Origin of the sequence: Ideonella alba (assembly GCF_018069845.1) — a bacterium.
In the GTDB taxonomy this organism is placed as follows: domain Bacteria; phylum Pseudomonadota; class Gammaproteobacteria; order Burkholderiales; family Burkholderiaceae_C; genus Ideonella; species Ideonella alba.
In genome coordinates this window covers 12,710-37,104 of the sequence record NZ_JAGQDD010000026.1, presented here as the reverse complement: position 1 = coordinate 37,104, position 24,395 = coordinate 12,710, and the positions used below count along the sequence as shown (strand labels likewise).

Genomic DNA, 24,395 nt, shown 5'->3' with positions numbered 1-24,395 from the left:
CATGGGACGCCAGATCCTTGTCGTCGACGACGACCAGAAGACCCGCCAGCTGCTCAAGACCTACCTCGAGAAGAACCAGTTCGAGGTGCTGGTGGCCCACGACGGCGCCAGCTTCATGGCCGAATTCCTGCGCCATGCCGACGAGCTGGCGCTGGTCATCCTGGACGTGATGCTGCCCGACACCGACGGCTTCGCGCTGTGCCGCGAGGTGCGCGCCCGCGCGCCCAAGGTGGCCATCATCATGCTCACCGCCAGCGCCGACGAAACCGACCGCGTGGTCGGCCTGGAGATCGGCGCCGACGACTACATGGCCAAGCCCTACAGCCCGCGCGAGCTGCTGGCGCGCATCAAGGCCATCCTGCGCCGCAGCGGCGCCGAGCAGTCGCCCGCGCTGCGCTTTCACCGCTTCGCCGGCTTCACGCTGGATCTGGTCGAGCGCACCGTGGTCGATGCCCAGGGCCAGCCGGTGGTTCTGACCGGCCTGGACTTCCAGCTGCTGCGCTGCTTCGTCGAGCACCCCGGCGTGATCCTCGACCGCGACCAGCTGTGCGAGCAGACGCGCGGCCGCGAATCCGGCCCGCTGGACCGCTCGCTCGACGTGCAGATCAGCCGCCTGCGCCTGCGCCTGGGCGACGACGGCAAGCAGCCGCACCTGATCAAGACGGTGCGCGGCGCCGGCTATGTCTTTGCCGCCGAGGTCGTCTCCGGTGCCGTCTGACGCACGCGGCGGCTGGCCGACCTCGATGATGGGTCGGCTGTCGCTGCTGCTGGTCGGCGGCGTGCTGGTGGTGCAGCTGGCGCTGGGCGCGCTGTGGAACGCCCAGTTGCGCGCCGACCGCCGCGCCGAGGCCGAGGCCGCCGCCCAGGTGCTGGGCCACGGCGCGGCGCACACCATCCGCTCGCTGCGCAGCGTGCCGGCCAGCTACCGGCCGCTGGTGGTGCAGCAGCAGCGCGACATGGGCGGCGCGCGCTTCCTGCTGTGGTTGAACGACGCCCCGGTGCCGGTGCAGCCGATCGCCCCGGCCGCGCTGGCCGAGCAGGCGCTGGCCTCGCTGGCGCGCACCCTGCACGCCGACCTGGCCAGCCTGCCGGGCCTGCAACTGGCCTTTTCCTGGCCGGGCGAGGTGCAGGTCAGCCCCGCCGGGGCGCGCCTGGTGGAGCTGCCTGAGCTGTGGGCCCAGCAGCTGCTGCTGCCGCAGCCGGCGCCGGTGCTGCTGGTGCAGACCGAGCTGGAGCCCGGCCACTGGCTGCTGCTGGCCACACTGATGCCCAACCCCTACTTCCTGGACGGCAGCGACGCCTTCAGCGCCGAGCGCCTGCTGCTGCCCGGCATCTCGCTGGCGGTGGCGCTGCTACTGCTGATGCTGTTCGTGCTGCGCGGCATCATCCGCCCGCTGGCCCGGCTGTCCGACGCCGCCACCGCCATCGGCCAGGGCGAGCCCATGCCGGCACTGCCCGAGACCGGCAGCCGCGAGTTCATCAACACCGCGCGCGCCTTCCGCGCGATGCAGCAGCGCATCCACAACTACCTGGAGGACCGCGAGCGCCTGTTCGTCGCCATCTCGCACGACCTGCGCACGCCGATCACCCGGCTCAAGCTGCGCTCGGAACTGCTGGACGACGACACGCTGCGCACCGAGTTCGAGGAAGACCTCGACGAGCTCGACATGATGGTCAAGGGCGCGCTGCAGAACGTCAGTGACAGCGACATCCACGAGGACGTGGTGGACGTGCGCCTGGATGCGCTGATCGCCCGCCTGGTGCGCGGTGCGCAGCTGTCGGGCCAGGCGGTGGCCTTCACGCCGGCGGGCCTGACGGTGCGCGCCAAGCCGCTGGCGCTCAAGCGTGCGCTGGGCAACCTGCTGGACAACGCGCTGTTCTACGGCGCGCGGGCCGAGATCAGCGTGCGCCGAGACGGCCCGCACACCGAGATCGCCGTGCGCGACCACGGCCCCGGTGTGCCCGACGAGGCCCTGCCGCGCCTGTTCGACCCGCACCTGCGCCTGTCGCATGGGCGCGAGCACAACGCGGGCGGCATGGGCCTGGGCCTGGGCATCGCGCGCAGCCTGGTGCAGGCGCAGGGCGGCGAGTTGCTGCTGGCCAACCACCCCGAGGGCGGATTCGTGGCGCGGATCCGACTGCCGGCCTGATCCGCGGGCCGCGGCCGGGCAAGTTTTTGTAATCTTCGGTGAGGCATCGCGCCGCGCGCACGCGCGGCCCTGGCCCGGCGGGGTAATGATGCGTAAGGGCGCCGCGCGCCGCACGCGGTGAATCAGGCACTTGCACCGGGGGGCCCCGGTGGCCGGGCCTCTGGCCTCGGCGCGCCGGGGATGCTAACTTGGGCACCGATGTCCACCGCCCACCCGTCCACCGCCCCCTCGCGTTCATTGGCGCTGGACGTGATGCGCGGCCTGACGGTGGCGCTGATGATCGTGGTCAACATGTCGCTCAGCGAGCAGCTGTCCTACGGCCAGCTGCTGCATGCGCGCTGGCACGGCTTCACGCTGACCGACCTGGTCTTCCCCAGCTTCCTGTTCATCGTGGGCGCGGCCATGGCCTTCTCGCTGGAGCGCAGCGCGCAGGCCGGCCGCGGCGCGGCCTTCGCGCGCGTGCTGCGCCGCTCGGCCCTGCTGTTCGGCTGCGGACTGTTGCTCTACTACTTTCCGTTCGTCCAGCAGGGGGCCGATGGCAGCTGGTCGCTGCGGCCGCTGGCCACCGCGCGCATTCCCGGCGTGCTGCAGCGCATTGCCCTGTGCCAGGCGCTGGCCGCCGCCGTGCTGCTGTGGGGCGGGCGGCGCGGCGCCATCGTCTTCAGCGGGTTGGTGCTGCTGGGCACCTGGGTGGTGCTGCTGACCGGCGGCGACCTCACGCTGGAGGGCAACGCCGCGCGCCGGCTGGACCTGTGGGTCTTCGGCGCCGGCCACATCTACCAGGGCGAAGGCCTGCCCTACGACCCTGAAGGCCTGCTGGGCACCGCCGCCGCCACCGTGCATGTGCTGGCCGGCTACGGCGCCACCCGCTGGCTGCGCGCCGCGCCGGCGCAGCCCCTGGCGCGGCTGGTGGTGCTGGGGGCCGCCAGCGTGGGCCTGGCCCTGGCCTGGGACCCGCTGCTGCCGATCAACAAGAAGCTCTGGACCCCCAGCTACGTGGCGCTGACCATCGGCCTGGACCTGTTGATCCTGGCGGCACTCACCGCGCTGATCGACCGCCGCGGCTGGCGTCGCGGCCTGTGGGTGTGGCAGGTCTTCGGCCTGAACCCGCTGGCCATCTACCTGCTCAGCGAGGTGGGCAATGCGGTGCTGTGGCTGACGCCGGTGCAGGGCACGTCGCTGATGGAGTGGCTCTACCAGCACGGCTTCCAGTCCTGGGCCGGCGACAAGCCCGGCTCGCTGCTCTACGCGCTGGCCTACACCGCCGCCTGCTGGCTGCCGGGCTGGTGGCTGTGGCGGCGCGGCATCGTGGTGCGGCTATGACGATGCCCCGCTACCTGGCCGGCGTGGATGGCGGCGGCACCGGCACGCGCGTTCGGGTGACCGACGTCGCCGGCACCCCGATCGGCCACGGCCGCGCCGGTGCATCGGCGCTGATGCACGGCATCCCCAGCGCGTGGCAAGCCGTGCGCGACGCCTTGGCCGACGCCTTCGCCCAGCAAGGCCAGCCGATGCCGCCCTGGTCCGAGATCGCGCTGGGCCTGGGCCTGGCCGGTGCCAACAACCCGCCCTGGGCGGCGGCCTTCGTGGCTGCCGACCCCGGCTGCGCCGCGCTGTGCCTGGCGAGTGACGCGCTGACCACACTGCTGGGCGCCCACGGCGGCGCGCCCGGCGCGGTGGTGGCCATGGGCACCGGCAGCGTGGGCCTGCGCCAGGATGCCCACGGCGCCCGGCGCGACGTGGGCGGCTGGGGCTTCCCGGCGGGCGATGAAGGCAGCGGCGCCTGGCTGGGCCTGCGCGCCGCCGCGCATCTGCAGCAGGTACTGGACGGCCGCGCCAGCGCCGACGCGCTGTCCCACGCCGTGGCCCAGCGCTGCGGCGCCGACCCCGACACCCTGCGCACCTGGCTGGGCCAGGCCAGCCAGGGCCACTTCGCCAGCCTGGCTCCGCTGGTGCTGGATCACGCGCCCAGCCACGCGCTGGCGCGCGCCTGGGTGGAACAGGCCGCGCGGGAGGTGGTGCGCCTGGCCGATGCCCTGGTGCCCCAGGGCGAGCTGCCGTTGTCGCTGTGCGGTGGCCTGGCCGCGCCACTGATGCCCTGGCTGCCCGAATCCTTCCGCCGCCGCCTGCAGCCGCCCCGCGGCGACGCGGCCGACGGCGCCCTGATCCTGCTGCGCCAGCACCTGGCGCACACTGACGCATGACCTTGCACACCCTGCACGCCAATGTGCTGACGCCCGAGGGCTGGCGCCTCGGCCCGCTGCGCTTCGACGAGCGCATCCAGGCCATCGACGGCGCGCCCATCGCCCAGCCCGACCCCGCGCTGCCGATCGCCCTGCCCGGCTTCATCGACCTGCACGTGCACGGCGGCGGCGGCGCCGACACCATGGAAGGCGCCGCCGCCGTGCGCACCCTGGCCCGGCTGCATGCGCGCCACGGCACCACCGCACTGCTGGCCACCACGATGACCGCGCCCACGGCCGATGTGCAGCGCGCCCTGGACGGCATCGCCGCCGCCATGGCCAGCGGTCCGGGTGACGGTGCCCGCGTGCTGGGCGTGCATCTGGAAGGCCCCTGGCTCAGCCCGCAGCGCCTGGGCGCTCAGCCACCCGACACCCACGCCGCCACGCTGGCTGAGCTGGACGACTTCTGCGCCCGCGCCACGCTGCGCGTGGTCACGCTGGCGCCCGAGGAGGACGGCCACCTGGCGCTGATCCCGCAGCTGGTGGCGCGCGGCCTGCGCGTGCAGATCGGCCACAGCGAGGCCAGCTACGAGCAGGGCGTGGCCGCGCTGGCCGCCGGTGCCAGCGGCTTCACCCACCTCTTCAACGCCATGTCCGGCCTGCACCACCGGGCCCCCGGCCTGGTGGGCGCGGCGCTGGCCCACGCCCAGCATGCCGAGCTGATCCCCGACGGCCTGCATGTGCACCCCGGCGCGCTGCTGGCCGCGCTGCGCGCCATCCCGCGCGTGTTCGCGGTGACCGACGCCACCGCCGCCGCCGGCATGCCCGAGGGCGAGTTCCGCCTGGGCCGCCAGACCGTGCACCACTGCGCCGGCGGCGTGCGCCTGGCCGACGGCACGCTGGCCGGCAGCGCGCTGACCATGGACCGCGCGCTGCGCCACCTGGTCGGCCTGGGCCTGAGCCTGGCCGAGGCCAGCGACCGCGTGTCGCGCTTCCCCGCCGACTACCTGGGCGAGACCGAGCGCGGCCGCCTCGCCCCCGGCGCCCACGCCGATCTGGTGCTGCTGGACGCACGGCTGGGCGTGCAGGCGGTCTACGTGGCCGGCCGGGAGCTGCCCCGATGAGCCGCATGCGCGACGAAGCCCTGGAGGCCGCTGCCGCGGTCGAGCGCCAGGGCATTGACGAGGACGCGCGCCTGGCCGCGCTGGGCCGCCACCTGGCCGCCTTGTCACCCGCGGTGACGCTGACCCTGGCCCGCGGCAGCAGCGACCACGCCGCCAGCTACCTGGCCTACCTGGTGATGGCGCGCCTGGGCTGCGTGGTGGCCTCGCTGCCGCTGTCGCTGCTGACTTTGGGCCAGGCCCCGCTGCGCACCGCCGGCGCACTGGCCGTGGCCGTGTCGCAATCGGGCCAGAGCCCCGACGTGGTCGAGCCGATGCGCGCGCTGCGCGCCAGCGGCGCCTGCACCGTGGCCCTGGTCAACGACACCACATCCCCGCTGGCCCAGGCCACCGAGTGGACCATCGGCTTGCACGCCGGCCCCGAGCGCAGCGTGGCCGCCACCAAGAGCTTCATCGCCAGCCTGGCCGCCGCCGCCCGCCTGGTGGCCCACTGGCAGGACTCCGCCGCCCTGCACGCCGCGCTGGCCGAACTGCCGCACGACCTGACCCGCGCCGCCCAGACCGACTGGTCGGCCGCCCTGCCCGTGCTGCAAAGCGCCCGCCACCTGATGGTGGTGGGCCGCGGCCTGGGCCTGTCGGTGGCGCAGGAGGCCGCGCTGAAGTTCAAGGAAACCTCGGCCCTGCAGGCCGAAGCCTTCAGCAGCGCCGAAATCCGCCACGGCCCGATGGCCCTGGTCGAACCCGGCTACCCGTTGCTGGTCTTCGCGCTGCGTGGACCCACGCAACCGGGCCTGCGCGCGCTGGCCGCCGACATGCGGCAGCGGGGTGCCGCGGTGCTGCTGGCGGCACCGGCCGATGTGCCCGAACGCGATCTGACGCTGCCCACGGCCACGCTGCCGGAGTTGGATCCGGCGTGCGCGATCCAGGCGTTCTACGGGATGGCGGCGCAGTTGGCCCAGGCGCGGGGGATGGACCCGGACCAGCCGAGGCATCTCAGCAAGGTGACGAAAACGGTGTAGTGAGACGAGCTCTGCCACGGCCCGCTAGAGGCCGCCGACATGCTTGATCAGCGCCTGCTTGTCTTCCGACAACCCAGCCAATTGCGCCTCCTGGATCCGTCCCTCGCGCAACAGGCGACCGAACACGATGATCAGTTGCGAGTACCGGTAGTCATATTTGGCGTCGATCTCGCGTTGCCGGTCAGCCAGGAAGGGCTGAATGGCCCACATCGCCTCGGGGCTCGACACCGCCGCTGCCCGGGCCTTGAACTGGGCCAGTGTGTCAGCCAGTTCCGCATCGAGCGCCTGGTCAAACAGGCGACGTGACAGGCTCTTCTCGGCCTGCGTCCACGTCAGGTTGTGCATCGCGCTCGCCAATGAGGGTCCACCGGGTGTGCGCTCACGCCGGCTGGGCGTGCAGGCGAACACCGAGCGCACGCGCCACCTTGAGCACCGTGGCGAAGCTGGGATTTCCGCCTTCGCTGAGCGCACGATAAAGGCTCTCGCGGCTCAGGCCAGCCTCCTTGGCGACCAGGCTCATGCCCTTGGCGCGAGCGATGTCACCCAGTGCGCGTGCAATGCCGGACACGTCATCGGGAGCGTCCTCGAGCCAGGCATCCAGATACGCCGCCATCTCCTCAGGCGTGCGCAGATGCTCGGCCACATCGTACGAGGACGTCTTGACCTTGGGGGTCGACTTGCGGGCAGCAGTGGCCATATTCACTCTCCGTACAACTGGGCCAGGCGAATGGCCCTGGCAATGTCCTTGGACTGGGTCGACTTGTCACCGCCGATGAGCAGCAACAGCAAGCGGTCACCGCGCTGGGTGTAGTACACACGGTAGCCTGGGCCCACATCGACCTTGAGCTCCGAGACGCCGTGAGTCAGGCAATGCGGTGCGCGCCCGGATTGCCATGGACGAGCCTGTCGACACGCATCAGGATGCGCGCACGCCCGGCAGTGTCCTTGAGGCTGTCAATCCACTCGCGATACTCGTTCGTCTTCTCGACGCGCATGGCCGGATTGTAGCCCAAAAGCTACATCCGGAACCATCTTGTGCATGGCACTGAATGCCTCGCCCGGAGCGTGACGAGTCATCGCCCGCCGTTGCTGCCCGCCGAAGCCCGCCCACCCCAGCGTACCGTCAACACCAACGGAAAGTGGTCACTGGTATAGCGCCCCCGCAATGAATCGGTCAGCACCGCATAGTCCAGCACCCGCACCCCCGGGCTGACGAAGAGGTAGTCGATGCGCTCCTCCGCCGCCGCATCCCACTGGAACGCATTGAAGGTGCCCATCGGCCCATAGGGTGGTGACTCGCTCAGCTCGCGCGCATCGCGCAGCGCGGCCCGCATGATCGCCACCGGCTCGCTGTCGGGGGTGGCGTTGAAGTCGCCCAGGCACAGCACCGGCAGGCCCTGGGACAGGGCCTTCACCCGCTCGACCAGCAGCCGCGCCGATTCGCGGCGCGACACCGCGGCCTCGTGGTCGAAGTGGACCGAGAAGGTGATGAAGCGCTGGCCGCTGGCGCGGTCGCGCAGCCGGGCCCAGGTGGCCAGGCGGTGGCAGCAGTTCGAATCCCAACTCATCGACGGTTTGTCGGGCGTGGCGCTGAGCCAGAAGTCGCCGTGGTCCTCCAGCGCCAGGCGCTCGCGGCGGAAGAAGATGGCCGAGTGTTCGCCACCCTCGCGGCCATCGTCGCGGCCCACCCCCACGCGGGCCCAGCCGGGCATGGCTTCCAGGTCATGGATCTGGTCGATCAGGCCTTCCTGCGTGGCCACCAGGTCCAGGCGGTGGTAGCGGATCAGGGCCTTGACCTGCTCGCGGCGGTGCGGCCAGGCGTTGGGGCCGTCCTCGGGCTCGTTCAGGCGCAGGTTGTAGGTGGCCACCTTCAGCGGCGGTGCGGCCTGCGCGGCGCCGACCAGGCCCAGCAGCAGCGCCAGCAGCCAGGCCCTCATCGGGCGCTCCCCGCCTGCCACACCCGCACATGGTCCACCGCCATCGTCACCGGGAAGATGCTGTCGTCCACGCGCCCGCCCAGGTCACCGCCGATGGCGATGTTCAGCACCAGGAACTGCGGGCGGTCGAAGGGCCAGGCGTCGCCGCCGTGGTTGAGGTAGCGGTAGTGCGCCACGCCGTCGATGCCGAAGTCGATGTGCGTGGGCGTCCAGTGCATCTGGTAGTCGTGGAAGGCGGTGCACACGTCGGTCAGCGTGCGCTCGGCCCCGCTGCCCCAGGCGCCGCTGCCGGCCTGGGTGTGCACGGTGCTGAAGACGCGGTCGGGTCGCTCGCCGATCTGCTCCAGGATGTCCAGCTCACCATCGGCCGGCCAGCGCCCGCCGCTGCCCACCATCCAGATCGCCGGCCAGGTGCCCTGGCCGCAGGGCAGCCTGGCGCGGATCTGGAAGAAGCCGTAGGTCCAGTCGCCTCGTCCCTTGGTGATCAGCCGTGCCGAACTGTAGGGCTGGCCGCCCCAGTCGGGCTGCTCGCGCAGCGCTTCGCGGCGGGCGGTGATGTGCAGTTGGCCGCCCTGCACCACCGCGTTCTCGGCGCGGCGGTCGCTGTAGTACTGGGCCTCCTTGTTGTACCAGCCCTCGCGGTTGCGGTGGGTGTCGTGCACCCAGCGCGCGGGGTCGGGCAGGCCGTCGCGGTCGAACTCGTCGGACCAGACCAGCGTGTAGCCGGCGGGCACGGCCAGGCGCTCGGGCAGCGGCGCGGTGAGCGGCTGCACGCGCTGGGGCGGGCTGCTGCAGCCGGCCAGCGCCAGCAGCGCGGCGCACAGGGCGGTGGCCAGCGCCTTCATGCGCGGGCTCCGGCGCGCCAGCGCGTCAGCGCGTCGCGGTAGGCGCGGGCGCTGGCCTTGGGGGTGCGCGCCAGGGTGGCGTAGTCGACATGCACGATGCCGAAGCGCTTGGCATAGCCGCTGGCCCATTCGAAGTTGTCCATCAGACTCCAGACGAAGTAGCCGGCCAGCGGCACGCCCTCCTGGGCGGCGCGCACCACGGCGGCGATGTGGGTGCGCAGGTAGTCGATGCGGTCGTGGTCGTGCACCAGACCGTCGGCCTGCACCGGGTCGGGGAAGGCGCCGCCGTTCTCGGTGATGTAGGTGGGGGGCAGCGCGTAGTCGCTGTGCAGGCGGGTGAGCAGCGCGTGGAAGCTGTCTGGGCAGATCTCCCAGCCCATGTCGGTCACCGGCAGGCCGTGCGCGGCCGGGTCCCAGGGTCCGGCGCTGCTGGACACGTTGCGGGTGTAGTAGTTGACCCCCAGCCAGTCCAGCGGCTGCGCAATGGCCGCCAGGTCGGTCGGTTCCATGCGCGGCGCGTCGCGCCCCAGATCGGCCCACACGTCCTCGGGGTAGCGGCCCCGCAGCAGCGGGTCCATGTACCAGCGCAGACCGCGGCCGTCCTGCAGGTGCGCCAGCGCCTGGTCGGCCGGGTCGGGGGTGGCCGGATCCTGCGGCGACATATTCAGCACGATGCCCAGCGGCGCGGTGGCGCCGTCGGCACGCAGGGCCTGCAGCGCCAGGCCATGACTCAGCAGCAGGTGGTGGCTGACCTGGGCAGCGGCGGCGCGGCTCTTCTGGCCGGGCGCGAAGATGCCCAGCTCATGGCCCAGGGTGGCGATCACCCAGGGCTCGTTGTGCGTGGCGATGCTGGCCAGCCGGTCGCCCAGGCGGCGCTGCACACCGCGCGCATAGTCGACAAAGCGGTGCACGGTGTCGCGCGCCACCCAGCCGCCCTGGGTCTGCAGCACCTGCGGCAGATCCCAGTGGTACAGCGTGGCGAAGGGCTGGATGCCGCGCGCCAGCAGTCCGTCGACCAGCCGGTCGTAGAAGCCCAGACCCTCCTCGCTCCACGGCCCCCAGCCCTGCGGCTGCACGCGCGGCCAGCTGATCGAGAAGCGGTAGGCGTCCACGCCCAGGCTGGCGATCAGGTCCAGGTCCTCATCCAGGCGGTGCACATGGTCGCAGGCCACGCTGGCGTCGCTGCCGTCGGCGATGGCGCCGCTCTGGCGGCAGAACACGTCCCAGATCGACTCGCCCTTGCCGTCGTCGTGGGCGGCGCCCTCGATCTGGAAGGCGCTGGTGGCCACGCCCCAGACGAAGTCGCTCGGCAGGCGGTGCTCGGGATCGATGGGCAGGCTCATGGTCACTTGACGGCGCCGGCCGTCAGACCGGCGATGAGTTGGCGTGAGCTGATCGCGAACAGCACGATCAACGGCAAGGTGGCGATGGCCGAGCCGGCCATCAGCGCGCCCCATTCGGTGCTGCTGGGCGCCTGCAGCGTGCGCAGCGCCAGCGGCAGCGTGTAATGGGCGGTGCTGCGCATCACCACCAGCGGCGCCATGAAGTTGTTCCACGAGCCGATGAAGGTGACCAGGCCCAGCGTGCCCAGCGCCGGGCGCAGCAGCGGCAGCGCAATGCGCCAGTAGATGCCCCACTCGCTGCAGCCGTCCATGCGCGCGGCCTCGACCAGCTCCTTCGGGATGGCGCTGCCGGCGTACTGGCGCACCAGGAAGATGCCGAAGGCACTGGCCGCGCCGGGGATGTACAGCGCGCGGTGCTGGTCGATCCAGCCCAGCGCGTCCATCACCATGAAGGTGGGGATCATGTTCATGAAGGTGGGCAGCAGCATCGTGCCCATCACGAAGCCGAACAGCGCGTTCTTGCCGCGGAACTCCAGCCGCGCGAAGGCATAGCCGCCCATCGAACAGAACAGCAGCGTCAGGCCGGTGGACATCAGCGCCACGTACAGGCTCCAGCCCACGTTGTGCCAGAACGGCAGCTTGGCGGTCAGGATGCCCAGGTTCTCCAGCAGCGCGCTGCCGAAGAAGGCCGGCGGCGGCAGGCGGAAGATCTCGCCCCGCGGGTGCGTGCCGAAGACGAACATGAACCAGAACGGCGCCAGCATCAGCAGCGCGCCGGCCCCCACCACGGCGTAGGCGGCGCCGGTGGCCAGCGACGGGGTGGTGGCGCGCTTCATTCGCTGGGCTTGAGCAGTCGGTGCGTCAGCCAGGTCATGCCCAGCACCACCAGGAACAGCAGCCAGGACATGGCGCTGGCGCCGCCGAAGTCATTGAAATCGAAGGCCATGCGGTAGAGGTACATGGCCGCGGTCATGCCGGCCTGGTCCGAGCCGCCGCGGCCATTGGTCAGCACGAAGGGCTCCTCGAACAGCTGCAGCCCGCCGATCACGCTGAGCGTGACGCCGAAAAAGATCATCGGCTTGAGCGAGGGCAGCGTGATGTGCAGGAACTGCCGCCAGGGCGTGGCGCCGTCCAGCGCGGCGGCCTCGTACAGGTCGCGCGGAATGGTCTGGATGGCCGCCAGGTACAGCACCAGGTTGAAGCCCAGGAAGCGCCAGAACACCACCATCGCGATCGCTGGCTTGATGAACTCGGGGCGGTTGAGCCAGTCGATGCCGCTGATGCCGGCCAGGCGCTGCAGCGTGGTGTTGACCAGGCCGTAGTCGGTGGAGAAGAAGGACGCGAACAGGATGGCCACCGCCACCGTGCTGGTGATGTAGGGCAGGAAGTACGCGCCCACCACCCAGTCGCGGCCGCGGCGCACGCGGCGGTCGATGAAGGCCGCCAGCGGCAGCGCCACCAGGTGCTGCGGCACGCCCGACATCACCGACAGCCACAGCGTGTTCCACAGCCCCTTCCAGAACCACTCGTCGCCGATGGCGAAGGCGAAGTTGTCCAGGCCCACCCAGTGCATCGCGCCCAGGCCGCCGGTGGGCTCCCAGGACTGGAAGGCCAGCCACAGCGAGAACAGCAGCGGGAACAGGCCGAACACCGCGAACAGCGCAAAGAAGGGCGCCACGAACAGGTAGGGTGCCCAGGTGGGCGGGATCCAGGCGCGGCGTGGTGAGGTCATCGGTTGGCCCGCCTCTCCAGCAGCCGCGCGGCGTCCTGCAGCGCCTGGGTGATGTCCTTGCCGTGGTCCATCACCTTGTCCAGCTCGCCGCCCACCACCTCCTCGGCAAAGGCGTTCTGCTTGTGCACCGGCACTGCGGGCAGGCGACGCGCGGTGTCGCGCCACTGGCGCCGCGCGCGCTGACCACCCAGGAAGGGCAGCGGCTCGTCAAAGAACGGATCGTCCAGCGTGGCCAGCAGCGTGGGAAAGGCGTCGAACTGCTTGAAGGCCAGCAGCTGCACCGCCGGGTCCAGCGTCATCATCCGGATGAAGTCCCAGGCCAGCGCCTTGGTGGCGGGGTCGGAGCGGCGCGGGATGGCGTAGCTGGAGCCGCCATAGCCGATCAGCGCCCCCTCGGGCAGCGGCGCGGCGCGCCACAGGCCGGCGGTTTCGGGTGCCAGCCAGCCGCTGAGCTGGCCGGCCATCCAGGCGCCGCTGAGCGCGGTGGCCACGCGACCGCGGCGCAGCGCCTCGACCCACTCGTTGGTCCAGATCATGTAGCGGCCGTCCAGGCGCTCCTGGCGCACCTGGCGCGCCAGCGTGAAGCCGCGCACGAAGCGCGCCGAGGTGACCTGCGGGTGATTGTCGGCGCCGTAGTACAGGCCGTCACCCGGGGCGATGCCGGTGCGCGCGACGATGTCCTTGAGCTCCAGCGCATGCCCCACCAGCCTGGCGCCGGTGCGGGCCTGGATCTGGCGGCCGGCGTCGAGGTAGCTGTCCCACGAGGCGCTCAGGCGCGCCGGATCGACGCCCGCCTTGTCCAGCACATCGGCGCGGTAGAACATCGTGCCCGGGCCCACGTCGGCCGGCGCCGCCACCAGCTCGCCGCGGCGGTTGCGGCCCTGCTCGTAGGCGCCACGGATCCAGCGTGGCGCATCGGCCTCGATGCTGAAGGGCGGCTGGCGCAGGTCCTCCAGGCCGCTGCCCTGGCCGAAGCGGCCGACGAAGCCGATCTCCAGCGCCATCACGTCGGGCAGGTGCGAGGCGGTGGACAGCGCCGTGGTCATGGCCGTGTGGTGGTCCATCCACTGGCGGCTGATCACCTCCAGCGCCACGCCGGGGTGGCGTTCACGCCAGCGCGGTGCCATGCCCTCGATCAGCTTGTCCAGCAGCGGAAAGGCCGCCACGCTGAGCCGGCGCGGCGTCTGCGCCTCAGCCGGGCCAGCGGCGGCACCCATGCACCAGGCGCCGGCCGCGCCAAGAACGCGGCGGCGGGTGAACGGGGGAGCAAGCGGAGGGCGGGACACGCGGGCAGAGGGTCTGGAAACGCCCGCGATGTTAATGTTTCATTAAACTATGAACGCTCGGGGCTTACCCTGGCGGGCCCGCCGCCGGCCACCTGCGGCAGGCAGGCGCGCGCCAGCAGGCCGCGCGGCGAGGCCGGCAGCAGGCGCACCTGGCCGGCGTGGCGCTCGACGATCTCGCGCACGATGGCCAGGCCCAGGCCGCAGCCGCTGCCGTCGTGGCGGGCGCGAGTGAAGCGCTCGAACATGCGTTCGCGGTCCGGCTCGGACAGGCCGGGGCCGTCGTCCTCGACCTCCATGCAGACCTGCCCGCCACCCTGGCGCACCCGCACCGTCACCACACGGCCGGCGCCGGCATAGCGCACCGCGTTGTCGATCAGGTTGTGCAGCGCCTCGCGCAGCAGCAGCGCGATGCCTTCCACCTGGGTGTCCTCGGGCGGCGGCGCCGGCTCGGGCTCGTCGTAACCCAGGTCCACACCGGCGGCCAGGGCGCGCGGCACCCATTCGGCGGTCAGCTCGCGCGCCAGCCGCGCCAGGTCCAGCACCGCGCGGTCCTGGCGCGAGGCCGACTCGGGCTCGGCGCGCGCCAGCGTCAGCAACTGGTTGACCAGGTGCGCGCTGCGCGCGGCGCTCTCGTGCACCCGGGTCAGCCGGGCCTGCAGCGCCGGGTCGGTGGCCTCGCGCAGCGCCAGCTCGGTCTGGCTCTTCAGGCCGGCCAGCGGCGTGCGCAGCTGGTGCGCGGCGTCCGAGATGAAGCGCTTCTGCGCCGCCACGCTGTGCTGCACCTCGGCCAGCAGGGTGTTGATCGCGCGCGCCAGCGAGCGCACCTCGGGCGGCGCCGCCTCGATCTCGATCGGCGCCAGGTCGTTGGCGGTCTGGCCCTGCACCCGCTGCTGCAGCTGGTCCAGCGGCTGCAGGCCGGCGCGGATGCCGGCCCAGACGATCAGCGTCATCAGCACCACCAGCGCCGACAGCGGCAGCGCGGTGTCGACCAGGATGCGTCGCGCCAGCTCTTCGCGGTTGGCGCGCGAGCGGCCCACCTGCACCAGCATCATGCCGTCCGACGCGCCCTCGGCCGCAAAGGGCAGGTACAGCGCCACCATGCGCACCGGCTCGGGCGCGGCCTCGGTGCGGGCCGGGTCGGGCAGCAGGCTGTCGTAGTGGTAAGGCTCGCCCAGGCGCGGCTCGGGGATGTCGGGCACCGGCAGGTTGGGCGTGCCGATCAGGAACTGACCCGGCGGCGAGCTGACGGCGTAGAGCACGCGGTCGGACGGGTCGGCCTCCAGGATCTCCTGCGCCGAGCGCGGGAAATCGATGTACAGGCCGGTGGCGGTGGGCTTGATCTGCCGCGCCAGCGCACGCGATGCCTGCACCAGGCTGGCGTCGATCGCCTCCTGCACATAGTGGCCGGCCAGCTTGTAGGTGAAGCCCGCCGCCGCCAGCCACAGCACCACCTGCGGCAGCAGCAGCCACAGCAGCAACTGGCGGTGCAGCGAGCGCGCACCGGGCAGGCGGGCCAGGTGACGCAGGCCGTTCATGCCTCAGGCGCGGGTGGTGTCGGGTTCGAGCAGGTAGCCCAGCCCGCGCACCGTGCGGATCGACAGGCCGGAGTCCTCCAGCTTGCGGCGCAGCCGGTGGATGAAGACCTCGATCGAGCCGGCCGCCCCGGGATCGGCGCCATCGGCGGCCCAGGCCTGGACGATCTCGTCCTTGGTGACCACCTGCTCGCGGCGGCTCAGCAGCAGCTCCAGCAGCAGCCACTCGCGCGGGCTGAGCTCCAGCGCCTGGCCGTCCACCGTGGCGCGGCGCGCGGGCCGGTCGAAAACCAGCCGGCCCAGGCCGATGTCGCCGGTGGCCGGGCGGCTGCGGCGCAGCAGCGCATGCAGCCGCGCTTCCAGCTCAGGGAAGTCGAAGGGCTTGGTGAGGTAATCGTCGGCCCCGGCGTTCAGCCCGGCAACGCGGTCGGCCAGGCTGTCCAGCGCGGTCAGCACCAGCACCGGCACCGGCTTGCGCGCCTCGCGCACGCGGCGCAGCACGGTCAGGCCGTCCACCATGGGCAGGCCCAGGTCCAGCACCGCCACATCCCAGGGCTGGCGCAGCAGCAGGTACTCGGCCACCGCGCCGTTGGGCGCGTGCTCGACCTGGAAGCCGGCCCGCTGCAACTGGGCCGACAGCGCGTCGGCCAGGATGGCGTCGTCCTCGGCCAGCAGCAGCGTGGGGGTGGTGGGCATGGTGGCCCGGACTGTAGCGCGCGACGTGGCGGGAAGTGGACAACCTAGGGTTAACGTTCAATTAACAACATTTCCATCTCGTTAAGAATCAGCGCAAGGTGCCGCAGTGCACTGCCCGCTTCCCGTTCCAACCACAGGAGACATCCCATGACACATGCCCGCGCTCGACAGCGGCGCTCTCTCTCGTCGCCCGGCACCCCGGTGGTGCGTCTGTCGCCGCTGGCACTGGCCAGCCTGGTGGTGCTGGGCCTGCCGGCCGGCCCGGCGCTGGCACAGGACGCGCAGGACACCCAGTCGGTGGTCGTGACCGGCATCCGCCGGGCGATCGAGACCTCGGTGGCCATCAAGCGCGAGTCCACCTCGGTGGTCGAGGCCGTCTCGGCCGAGGACCTGGGCAAGCTGCCCGACATCAGCATCGCCGAGTCGCTGGCCCGCCTGCCCGGCCTGACCGCGCAGCGCGTGAACGGCCGCGACCAGGTGCTGTCGGTGCGCGGCATGGCGCCCAAGTTCGGCGTCACGCTGCTCAATGGCCGCGAGGTGGTCTCCACCGGCGACAACCGCTCGGTCGAGTTCGACCAGTTCCCGAGCGAGCTGATCAACGGCGCCGTGGTCTACAAGACGCCCGATGCCAGCCTGGCCAGCCAGGGCCTGGCCGGCACGGTCAACATGAGCACGGTGCGGCCGCTGGACTTCCGCGAGCGCATCATCAGCGTCGGCGTGCGCGGCGAGCGCAACAGCAACGGCGCCCAGGTGCCCGGCAGCAGCGCCACCGGCAACCGCCTGAGCGTGTCCTATGTCGACCAGTTCGCCGACAACACCGTCGGCCTGGCGCTGGGCTTTGCCCACCTGGACAGCACCAGCCAGGAGCGCTACTTCAAGCACTGGTGGTGGGGCAATTCGGCGATCTGGGGCGGCGCCTTCCGCGGCCTGGAGAACACCGACCCGTCCAAGGCGCCGCACACGCTGCAGGGCTTCGAGACCGGCGTCACCGCCACCAAGCAGGTGCGCGACGGCGCCCTGGCCGTGCTGGAGTTCAAGCCCAACAAGGACATCCGCAGCCAGGTCGACCTGTACTACTCCAAGTTCAGCCAGGACGCCCAGGGCCGCGAGCTGCAGGCTGACCTCGGGCCGAACTGGTCGGGCGACGGCACCCCCGGCCACGAGGCCAACGGTGGCCCGATCTACAGCAACGTCAAGACCCAGCTCATCGGCAATGACCGCTACCTGGTGGGTGGCCGCGTCACCAACGTCGATCCGCGCATCCTGACCCGCTACGGCCAGCGCGATGACAACATCACCGCCCTGGGCTGGAACACCGAAGCCAACCTGGCCGCCGGCTGGAAGGGCGTGGCCGACCTGAGCTGGTCGAAGGCCAAGCGCGACGAACTGGTGGGCGAGGCCTATGCGTCGGCCACCACCCTGGGCGGCTTCGACTTCGTGGCCAATCCCAATGGTGGCTTCTCGCAGTTCACCCCGCTGGGCAACTACGGCGACGCCAACAACATCCAGCTGCGCGGCCTGTCGGGCTGGGGCAACCTCAACGGGGTCGGGCAGGCGGGCTCGCTGTCGCCGATCCATGTCAGCGACGAGCTCAAGTCGCTGCGCCTGGGGGCCAAGAAGGACCTGGAGTGGGGCGTCGTCAGTGGCTTCGAAGGGGGTGTCAACTACTCGCAGCGCAGCAAGGACCGCAACAGCACCCAGACCATCTATGCGCTGAAGAACGGCACCACCTGCGTCGGCAACGATGTCTGCCAGCCCTTCCCGGCCGGCCTGTTGCAGTCGCCGGTGAACATGGCCTTCTCGAAGGTGCCGGGCCTGGTCAGCTTCGACATGATGGCGGCCATCAATGCCGGCCTGTACAACTCGGGCGTGGTCAACCAGTCCTCGGCGCCGGGGCGGATCTGGGGTGTCGACGAGAAGGTCACCACCGCCTACGGCAAGGTCGACCTGGACTTCAACGCCGGCGTGCCGGTGCGCGGCAACCTGGGTCTGCAGGTGGTGCATGCCAACCAGAGCTCGACCGGTCTGGCGTGGGACGCCAACGCCAATGCGGCCACGCCGATGACCTTCGGCACCAGCTACACCGACGTGCTGCCCAGCCTGAACCTGGTGGCTGAGCTGCAGCCCTCGCTGCTGATGCGCTTCGGCCTGGCCAAGGTGGTGGCGCGGCCCAACATGGACGACATGCGCGCCGGCTTCTCGGCCAGTGTGGCCACCAGCGGCCAGGACCTGGGCAAGTGGTCCGGCTCGGGCGGCAACCCCTTCCTAGAGCCGTGGCGCGCCCGGGCGATCGACATCTCGCTGGAGAAGTACTTCGGCAAGCGCAGCTATGTGTCGGTAGCGGGCTTCCACAAGAAGCTGGCGAACTCGATCTATGTCGAGGACTTCCAGTTCGACTTCACCGGCTTCCCCAACACCTCGGGCACCACACCGATCAGCAACATCGGCAAGCTCACCGCGCCGGTCAACGGCAAGGGCGGTCATGTGGCCGGCCACGAGGTCACCGCCGCGCTGGAAGGCAACCTGGTGAGCCCGATGCTGGACGGCTTCGGCATCATCGCCAGCTACTCGCACACGGTGAGCAACCTGCCGGGCACGGCCAATGACGGCAAGGCCGCGCTGAACCGCAGCCTGGAGGGCCTGTCGGGCGAGGTCTACTCGCTGCAGGGCTACTACGAGAAGAACGGCTGGCAGTTCCGCGTGGCGCAGCGCTACCGCTCGAAGTTCGTGGCGGAAGTGCGCGGCGTGTGGATCGACAAGTCGCTCTCGGCGATCGACGCCGAGAAGATCACCGACCTGCAGCTGGGCTACAGCTGGGAGTCGGGTCCGCTCAAGGGCGTGTCGGTGCTGCTGCAGGTCAACAACCTGGACAACACGCCGTACAAGACCGCGCTGGCGGATGACTCGTCCACCTCGACGCCGCTGCGCATGATGCCCGAGCGCTACATCGAGTACGGTCGCCGCTACCTGCTGGGCGTGAACTACAAGTTCTGACCCTGGCCCGCGAACGGGGCGGTCCTGGCGCAACCCGCGACCAGGCCGCCCCGGTCGCTCCTCCGACACGACCACGACGCCACGATGTTCGATGCTCCGACGGCGCGCCAGCTGCGCCGCACCGATTTCCCGCCCGACTTCCGCTGGGGCTGCTCCACCTCCTCGTACCAGATCGAGGGCGCCGTCGATGAAGGCGGCCGCGGCGAATCGATCTGGGACCGCTTCTGCGCCCAGCCCGGACGCATCCGCGACGCCAGCAGCGGCGCGGTGGCCTGCGACCATTACCACCGCTGGCCCGAGGACCTGGACCTGGCGCAATCGCTGGGCGTCAACGCCTACCGGTTTTCCATCGCCTGGCCCCGCATCCAGCCCAGCGGCCGCGGACCGGCGCTGCAGGCCGGCCTGGATTTCTACGAACGCCTGGTCGACGGCATGCTCGAACGCGGCCTGCAGCCCTGGGCCACGCTCTACCACTGGGACCTGCCGCAGGCGCTGCAGGACGCCGGTGGCTGGGTGCAACGCGAGACGGTGGACGCCTTCGTCGACTACGCCGGCCTGGTGGTGCGGCGCCTGGGTGACCGGGTGCGCCACTGGATCACCCACAATGAGCCCTGGTGCACCGCCTTCCTGGGCCATGCCGAGGGCTGCCACGCGCCCGGCGTGCAGGACTTCGGCGCCGCGATCCAGGTCTGCCACCACCTGCTGCTGTCGCACGGCCTGGCGGTGCCGGTGATCCGCGCCGCCTGCCCCGGCGCGCAGGTGGGCATCACGCTGAGCCTGCACCCCATCCATGCGGCCAGCGACTCGGCCGCCGACCAGGCCGCGGTGCAGCGCCACGACGGCCTGCGCAACCGCTGGTTCCTGGACCCGCTGCACGGCCGGGGCTACCCCGCCGACACGCTGGCCCTGCTGGGCGACCGGGCGCCGCAGGTGGCCCCCGGTGACCTGCAGGCCATCGCCACCCGCACCGATTTCCTGGGCGTCAACTACTACTTCCCTGAAGAGGTGGCCGATGCACCCGGCCAGGGTCCGCTGGCCACCCGCGTGGTCGAACGCGAGGGCGTGCCGCGCACCGCCTTCGGCTGGGAGGTCTCGCCCGAAGGCCTGGTCGAGCTGCTCACCCGTGTGCAGCGCGACTACACCCCCGGCCCGATCTACCTGACCGAGAACGGCTCGACCTGGGACGACACGCTGGGCCCCGATGATCAGGTGCCGGACGAGCAACGTCTGGACTACCTGGCGCGCCACCTGGCCGCCGCGCGCGAGGCGATGCGCCAGGGCGTGCTGCTCAAGGGCTACTTCGCCTGGAGCCTGCTCGACAATTTCGAGTGGGCCGAGGGCTACACCCGCCGCTTCGGGCTGACCTATGTCGACTACCCGACGCAGCGGCGCATCCTGAAGGCCAGCGGGCAGTGGTACGCCCGCTTCCTCCACGCCTGAGACACTGCATGCCGATGCGCCGACTGCCCCGCTCCCTGCTGCCCGCCGCCCTGGCCCTGGCCATGGCGGCGCCGCAGGCCGCCCCCACGCCCCCCGCCCCGGCGGCCTCCCCCGCACCGGGCCCGCGCGCCGAGGTCATCCACTGGTGGACCTCGGGCGGCGAGTCGGCGGCCGTGAAGACGCTGGCCGACGCCTACCGCGCCGCCGGCGGCGTCTGGGTGGACATGGCGGTGGCGCTGGGCGAGCAGGCGCGCGCGGTGGCGGTCAACCGCATCATCGGCGGCAACCCGCCCACCGCGGCGCAGTTCAACACCACCAAGCAGTTCCACGACATCGTCGAGCAGGGCCTGGTGGTGCCGATGGACGAGGTGGCACAGAAGGACGGCTGGGACCGCTTCCTGCCCGAGATCGTGCTCAGCGCGATCCGCATCAAGGGCCACTATTACGCGGTGCCGGTGAACATCCACATGCCCACCTGGATCTGGTACTCCAAGGCGGCGTTCAGGCAGGCCGGCATCAGCGCCGAGCCGCGCACGATGGAAGAGCTGTTCGCCGCGCTGGACAAGCTCAAGGCCGCCGGCCTGGTGCCGCTGGCGCATGGCGGCCAGGCCTGGCAGGACAACACCGTCTTCACCGCGGTGCTCACCAATGTGGGCGGGCGCGAGCTCTACCTGAAAGTGCTGCGCGACCGCGACCCCGCAGCCATCAACTCCGAGGCCTTCCGCCAGGTGCTGCTGACCTTCAAGCGCCTGCAGGGTTATGTCGACAAGGGCTCGCCCGGGCGCAACTGGAACGACGCCACCGCCATGCTGATCAGCGGCAAGGCCGGTGTGCAGTTCATGGGCGACTGGGCCAAGGGCGAGTTCGCCCAGGCCCGCCAGGTGGCCGGGCGCGATTACGGCTGCATCCCCGGCTTCGGACCGCAGGCGCCCTACATCATCCAGGGCGACGTGTTCGTCTTCCCGCGCCAGAAGACGCCCGGTGTGCAGCCGGCCCAGCAGTTGCTGGCCCATGTGGTGACCCAGCCCGCCACGCAGGTGGAGTTCAGCCTGCGCAAGGGCTCGATCCCGATCCGCACCGATGTCGACGTCAGCAAGCTCGACATCTGCGCCCAGCAGGGCGTGGCGGCGATGAAGGACAAGGCGCGCCAGCTGGGCAATGGCGAGCTCTACCTGACCCCCGACCAGAACGGCGCGCTGCAGGACATCCTGACCACCTACTGGAACCGCAACATTCCGGTCGAGAAGGTGCAGCGCGACATCCTCGCGGCACTGCGCAGTTGATGCCCCGCCCGCGGACTCTCCAGCGACTGCGCCGTGCCCTGGTCGGTTGGGCCGCCCTGGGCCCGCTGCTGCTGACCGTGCTGCTGGCCTACGGCGGCTCGGTGCTGTGGACGCTGAGGGTGTCCTTCAGCAGCTCGCGCACGCTGCCGGTGGACGACTTCGTCGGCCTCGCGCAGTACGAGCGGTTGCTGGGCAATGCCCGCTGGATGGAGTCCCTGCAGCACCTGGCGCTGTATGGCGGCCTGTTCATGCTGGCCTGCCTGGGCCTGGGCATCCTGCTGGCGGTGGCGATCGACCAGAAGGTGCGCGCCGAGGACCTGCTGCGCAGCCTCTTCCTCTACCCCTATGCGCTGTCCTTCGTGGCCACCGGCCTGGTCTGGCAATGGCTGCTGCAGCCCGATGGCGCGGTGGCGGCAGGCGTGCGGGCGCTGGGCGGCGAGGGCTTCGACTGGCTGATCGACCCCGACCGCGTTCTCTACACCCTGGTCATCGCCACCACCTGGCAGGCGGCCGGGCTGGTGATGGCCATCATGCTGGCCGGCCTGCGCGGCGTGGACCCGCAGCTGTGGCAGGCCGCGCGCGTGGATGGCATCCCGCGCTGGCGGGTGCTGCTGCAGATCGTGCTGCCCTCGCTGGGCCCGTCGCTGGCCACCGCCACGGTGCTGCTGTTCACCGGCGTGGTCAAGCTCTTCGACGCGGTGGTGGCCATGACCCAGGGCGGCCCGGGCAACGCCAGCGATGTGCCGGCACGCTTCATCATGGACCACCTGTTCGGCCGCGCCAACATCGGCCTGGCCTCGGCCGGCGCGGTGCTGATGCTGCTGAGCGTGCTGGTGCTGGTGGCGCCGCTGCTGTACTGGCGCGCCCGCCGACAGGAGGCCGCATGACGCGCCGCCGCCTGACGCGCCGTCTGGATGTGGGCCGGCTGGGCCTGGTCGCCTTCCTGCTGCTGTCGGCACTGTTCTTCGTGCTGCCGCTGTGGGCGATGGTGGTCACCTCGCTGAAGGACATGGACCAGATCCGCGCCAGCAGCCCCCTGGCCTGGCCCGACAACCCCACGCTGCAGGCCTGGCAGGCCGCCTGGAGCGAGGCCTGCGCCGGCGTGGACTGCGGCGGCGTGCGCAGCGGCTTCTGGAACTCGGTGGCGATCGCCCTGCCCTCCACGCTGCTGCCCATTGGGGTGGGCGCGCTCAATGGCTACGCGCTGTCCTACTGGCAGCCACGCGGCGCCGGCTGGCTGTTCGGCGCGCTGCTGCTGGGCGGCTTCCTGCCGGTGCAGGTGATGATCTACCCCCTGGTCAAGACGCTGGCCGCCGGCGGCCTGTTCGGCACGCTGCCGGCCATCGTGCTGGTGCACCTGGTGTTCAGCATGCCGGTGATGACGCTGCTGTTTCGCAACCACTTCCTGTCGCTGCCGCGCGAGCTGTTCCTGGCGGCGCGGGTGGACGGCGCCGGCTTCTGGCGCGTCTTCGTGCAGCTGATGCTGCCGATGTCGCTGCCCATCATGGTGGTGGCCGGCATCATCCAGGTCACCGGCGTGTGGAACGACTACCTGCTGGGCCTGGTCTTCGCCGGCCCCGATTGGCAACCGATGACCGTGCAGCTCAACAACATCGTCAACACCAGCACTGGCGAGCGCCGCTATGACCTGAACATGGCCGCCACGCTGCTGACCTCGCTGGTGCCGCTGCTGGTGTACTTCGGCTCGGGCCGCTGGTTCGTGCGCGGCATCGCCGCCGGAGCCGTCAAGTGAGCCGCCTGGTCCTGCGACAGCTGGCCGCCGGGCACGGCCGCGCGCCGGTGTTCCAGGGCCTGGACCTGGAGGTGGCCGACGGCGAATTCATCGTGCTGCTGGGCCCGTCCGGCTGCGGCAAGAGCACGCTGCTGCACGCGATCGCCGGCCTGGTTGAGGTGCGGCAGGGACAGGTGCTGATCGGCGGGCACGACATGACCGACGCCGACCCCGCCGAGCGCGGCATCGGCATGGTGTTCCAGTCCTACGCGCTCTACCCGACGATGACGGTGGCCGGCAACATCGGCTTCGCGCTGCGCGTGGCCGGGCTGCCAGCCGCTGAGGTGGCGCAGCGCGTGCAGCGCGTGGCCCGCCTGCTGCAGCTCGAGCCGCTGCTGCAGCGCAAGCCCGCGCAGCTGTCGGGCGGGCAGCGCCAGCGGGTGGCCATCGGCCGCGCGCTGGTCCGCGAGCCGGCGCTGTTCCTGTTCGACGAGCCGCTGTCCAACCTGGACGCCCAGTTGCGCACCGAGCTGCGGCGCGAACTGAAGCTGCTGCATCGCCAGCTGGGCTCGACCATGGTGTACGTCACCCACGACCAGGTCGAGGCCATGACCCTGGCCACCCGCCTGGTGGTGATGCACGAGGGCCGCATCCAGCAGGTCGGCACACCGGCCGAGGTCTACGGCCGCCCGGCCAACCGCTTCGTGGCCAGCTTCGTCGGCTCGCCGGGCATGGCCTTCGAAGCCGGCACCTTGCGCGTGGGCCCGCAGGGCCAGGTCTCGTTCGTGTCCTCGCGCCTGCAGCTGCTGCTGGACCCGGCCACGCTGGACCACCCGCCGCGCGACGGCCAGGCGGTGCATCTGGGCCTGCGCGCCGACCAGGTCCGGCTGCACCCCGACGGCCCCTATGAGGCAGCGGTGCAGCTGGTCGAACCGCTGGGCGGCCAGGCCGTGGTCTGGCTGGACCTGGGCGGCTGCCTGCTGGCCGCGCTGTGGTCCGAGCCGGTGCTGCCGGCGCCGGACCAGCGCCTGCGCTTCACGATCCATGCGGCCGGGGCGTCGGTGTTCGACGCCGCCACCGGCCAGCGTTGCTGAGAGCATCC

General features: G+C 71.4%; 24 protein-coding genes. 12 read left to right on the top strand and 12 right to left on the bottom strand.

All coding sequences use genetic code 11. The annotated features are described in order from the left end of the window. Nucleotide 1: 1 nt before the first annotated feature. From KAK03_RS22800 to KAK03_RS22775, 6 genes are all read left to right on the top strand, one after another. Nucleotides 2–718, top strand: a complete 717-nt coding sequence (locus tag KAK03_RS22800) for a response regulator (RefSeq protein WP_210856977.1) — start codon at nucleotides 2–4, stop codon at nucleotides 716–718. After that, nucleotides 708–2,150: an ATP-binding protein gene (locus tag KAK03_RS22795; protein WP_310738712.1), complete on the top strand. Its 1,443-nt coding sequence runs from the start codon at nucleotides 708–710 to the stop codon at nucleotides 2,148–2,150. The genes KAK03_RS22800 and KAK03_RS22795 overlap by 11 nt, the downstream gene beginning before the upstream one ends. 198 nt (nucleotides 2,151–2,348) lie before the next feature. Further along, a complete protein-coding gene (locus KAK03_RS22790) occupies nucleotides 2,349–3,473 on the top strand; it encodes an acyltransferase family protein (protein ID WP_210856975.1) in 1,125 nt (374 codons plus the stop codon). Beyond that, nucleotides 3,470–4,354, top strand: a complete 885-nt coding sequence (locus KAK03_RS22785) for a glucosamine kinase nucleotide-binding domain-containing protein (protein WP_310738711.1) — start codon at nucleotides 3,470–3,472, stop codon at nucleotides 4,352–4,354. Before KAK03_RS22790 ends, KAK03_RS22785 begins: the two co-directional genes overlap by 4 nt. Beyond that, the gene (nagA, locus tag KAK03_RS22780) at nucleotides 4,351–5,457 is read left to right on the top strand and encodes an N-acetylglucosamine-6-phosphate deacetylase (protein WP_210856974.1); all 1,107 of its coding nucleotides are present in this window, start codon (nucleotides 4,351–4,353) and stop codon (nucleotides 5,455–5,457) included. The genes KAK03_RS22785 and nagA overlap by 4 nt, the downstream gene beginning before the upstream one ends. A 5-nt stretch (nucleotides 5,458–5,462) precedes the next feature. Continuing rightward, a complete protein-coding gene (locus KAK03_RS22775; RefSeq protein WP_210856997.1) occupies nucleotides 5,463–6,473 on the top strand; it encodes an SIS domain-containing protein in 1,011 nt (336 codons plus the stop codon). Between the two features lie 24 nt (nucleotides 6,474–6,497). Here the strand turns inward: KAK03_RS22775 and frp are convergent, their stop codons facing one another. From frp to KAK03_RS22720, 12 genes are all read right to left on the bottom strand, one after another. Then, entirely contained in the window at nucleotides 6,498–6,818 is a 321-nt protein-coding gene (gene frp, locus KAK03_RS22770) for a fluorescence recovery protein (protein WP_210856973.1), read from the bottom strand. Between the two features lie 34 nt (nucleotides 6,819–6,852). Further along, nucleotides 6,853–7,170 carry an addiction module antidote protein gene (locus tag KAK03_RS22765; RefSeq protein WP_210856972.1) on the bottom strand — a complete coding sequence of 106 codons (318 nt, stop codon included), beginning with the start codon at nucleotides 7,168–7,170 and terminating at the stop codon, nucleotides 6,853–6,855. 2 nt (nucleotides 7,171–7,172) lie between these two features. Further along, nucleotides 7,173–7,289 carry an addiction module toxin RelE gene (locus KAK03_RS25480; RefSeq protein WP_310738710.1) on the bottom strand — a complete coding sequence of 39 codons (117 nt, stop codon included), beginning with the start codon at nucleotides 7,287–7,289 and terminating at the stop codon, nucleotides 7,173–7,175. 47 nt (nucleotides 7,290–7,336) lie between these two features. Further along, on the bottom strand, nucleotides 7,337–7,468 hold the full coding sequence (locus KAK03_RS25475) for a hypothetical protein (protein WP_310738709.1): 132 nt from the start codon (nucleotides 7,466–7,468) through the stop codon (nucleotides 7,337–7,339). 78 nt (nucleotides 7,469–7,546) lie between these two features. Beyond that, nucleotides 7,547–8,410 carry an endonuclease/exonuclease/phosphatase family protein gene (locus tag KAK03_RS22755; protein WP_210856971.1) on the bottom strand — a complete coding sequence of 288 codons (864 nt, stop codon included), beginning with the start codon at nucleotides 8,408–8,410 and terminating at the stop codon, nucleotides 7,547–7,549. Next, a complete protein-coding gene (locus KAK03_RS22750; protein WP_210856970.1) occupies nucleotides 8,407–9,255 on the bottom strand; it encodes a glycoside hydrolase family 16 protein in 849 nt (282 codons plus the stop codon). The genes KAK03_RS22755 and KAK03_RS22750 overlap by 4 nt, the downstream gene beginning before the upstream one ends. Beyond that, nucleotides 9,252–10,598, bottom strand: coding sequence for a GH1 family beta-glucosidase (locus tag KAK03_RS22745; protein WP_210856969.1), 1,347 nt, complete (start codon nucleotides 10,596–10,598; stop codon nucleotides 9,252–9,254). Before KAK03_RS22745 ends, KAK03_RS22750 begins: the two co-directional genes overlap by 4 nt. Nucleotides 10,599–10,600: 2 nt before the next feature. Further along, a complete protein-coding gene (locus KAK03_RS22740) occupies nucleotides 10,601–11,434 on the bottom strand; it encodes a carbohydrate ABC transporter permease (protein ID WP_210856968.1) in 834 nt (277 codons plus the stop codon). After that, nucleotides 11,431–12,330, bottom strand: a complete 900-nt coding sequence (locus tag KAK03_RS22735) for a carbohydrate ABC transporter permease (protein ID WP_210856967.1) — start codon at nucleotides 12,328–12,330, stop codon at nucleotides 11,431–11,433. The genes KAK03_RS22740 and KAK03_RS22735 overlap by 4 nt, the downstream gene beginning before the upstream one ends. Beyond that, a complete protein-coding gene (locus KAK03_RS22730) occupies nucleotides 12,327–13,547 on the bottom strand; it encodes an ABC transporter substrate-binding protein (protein WP_210856966.1) in 1,221 nt (406 codons plus the stop codon). The genes KAK03_RS22735 and KAK03_RS22730 overlap by 4 nt, the downstream gene beginning before the upstream one ends. A 116-nt stretch (nucleotides 13,548–13,663) precedes the next feature. Then, on the bottom strand, nucleotides 13,664–15,151 hold the full coding sequence (locus KAK03_RS22725; RefSeq protein ID WP_210856965.1) for a sensor histidine kinase: 1,488 nt from the start codon (nucleotides 15,149–15,151) through the stop codon (nucleotides 13,664–13,666). 3 nt (nucleotides 15,152–15,154) lie between these two features. Beyond that, on the bottom strand, nucleotides 15,155–15,844 hold the full coding sequence (locus KAK03_RS22720) for a response regulator transcription factor (RefSeq protein WP_210856964.1): 690 nt from the start codon (nucleotides 15,842–15,844) through the stop codon (nucleotides 15,155–15,157). Between the two features lie 147 nt (nucleotides 15,845–15,991). Between KAK03_RS22720 and KAK03_RS22715 the strand changes: the two genes are divergently transcribed. The 6 genes from KAK03_RS22715 to KAK03_RS22690 all read left to right on the top strand — a co-directional run bounded on the left by KAK03_RS22715 (nucleotide 15,992) and on the right by KAK03_RS22690 (nucleotide 24,387). Next, a complete protein-coding gene (locus KAK03_RS22715; protein ID WP_210856963.1) occupies nucleotides 15,992–18,838 on the top strand; it encodes a TonB-dependent receptor in 2,847 nt (948 codons plus the stop codon). A gap of 84 nt (nucleotides 18,839–18,922) precedes the next feature. Continuing rightward, nucleotides 18,923–20,278, top strand: a complete 1,356-nt coding sequence (locus KAK03_RS22710) for a GH1 family beta-glucosidase (protein ID WP_210856962.1) — start codon at nucleotides 18,923–18,925, stop codon at nucleotides 20,276–20,278. Nucleotides 20,279–20,286: 8 nt separating this feature from the next. Next, a complete protein-coding gene (locus KAK03_RS22705; RefSeq protein WP_375140997.1) occupies nucleotides 20,287–21,561 on the top strand; it encodes an ABC transporter substrate-binding protein in 1,275 nt (424 codons plus the stop codon). Continuing rightward, complete coding sequence (locus tag KAK03_RS22700) at nucleotides 21,561–22,448, top strand: carbohydrate ABC transporter permease (RefSeq protein ID WP_210856961.1); 888 nt, start codon at nucleotides 21,561–21,563, stop codon at nucleotides 22,446–22,448. Before KAK03_RS22705 ends, KAK03_RS22700 begins: the two co-directional genes overlap by 1 nt. After that, nucleotides 22,445–23,314: a carbohydrate ABC transporter permease gene (locus tag KAK03_RS22695; protein ID WP_210856960.1), complete on the top strand. Its 870-nt coding sequence runs from the start codon at nucleotides 22,445–22,447 to the stop codon at nucleotides 23,312–23,314. The genes KAK03_RS22700 and KAK03_RS22695 overlap by 4 nt, the downstream gene beginning before the upstream one ends. Then, entirely contained in the window at nucleotides 23,311–24,387 is a 1,077-nt protein-coding gene (locus KAK03_RS22690) for an ABC transporter ATP-binding protein (protein WP_210856959.1), read from the top strand. The genes KAK03_RS22695 and KAK03_RS22690 overlap by 4 nt, the downstream gene beginning before the upstream one ends. Nucleotides 24,388–24,395 lie beyond the last annotated feature (8 nt).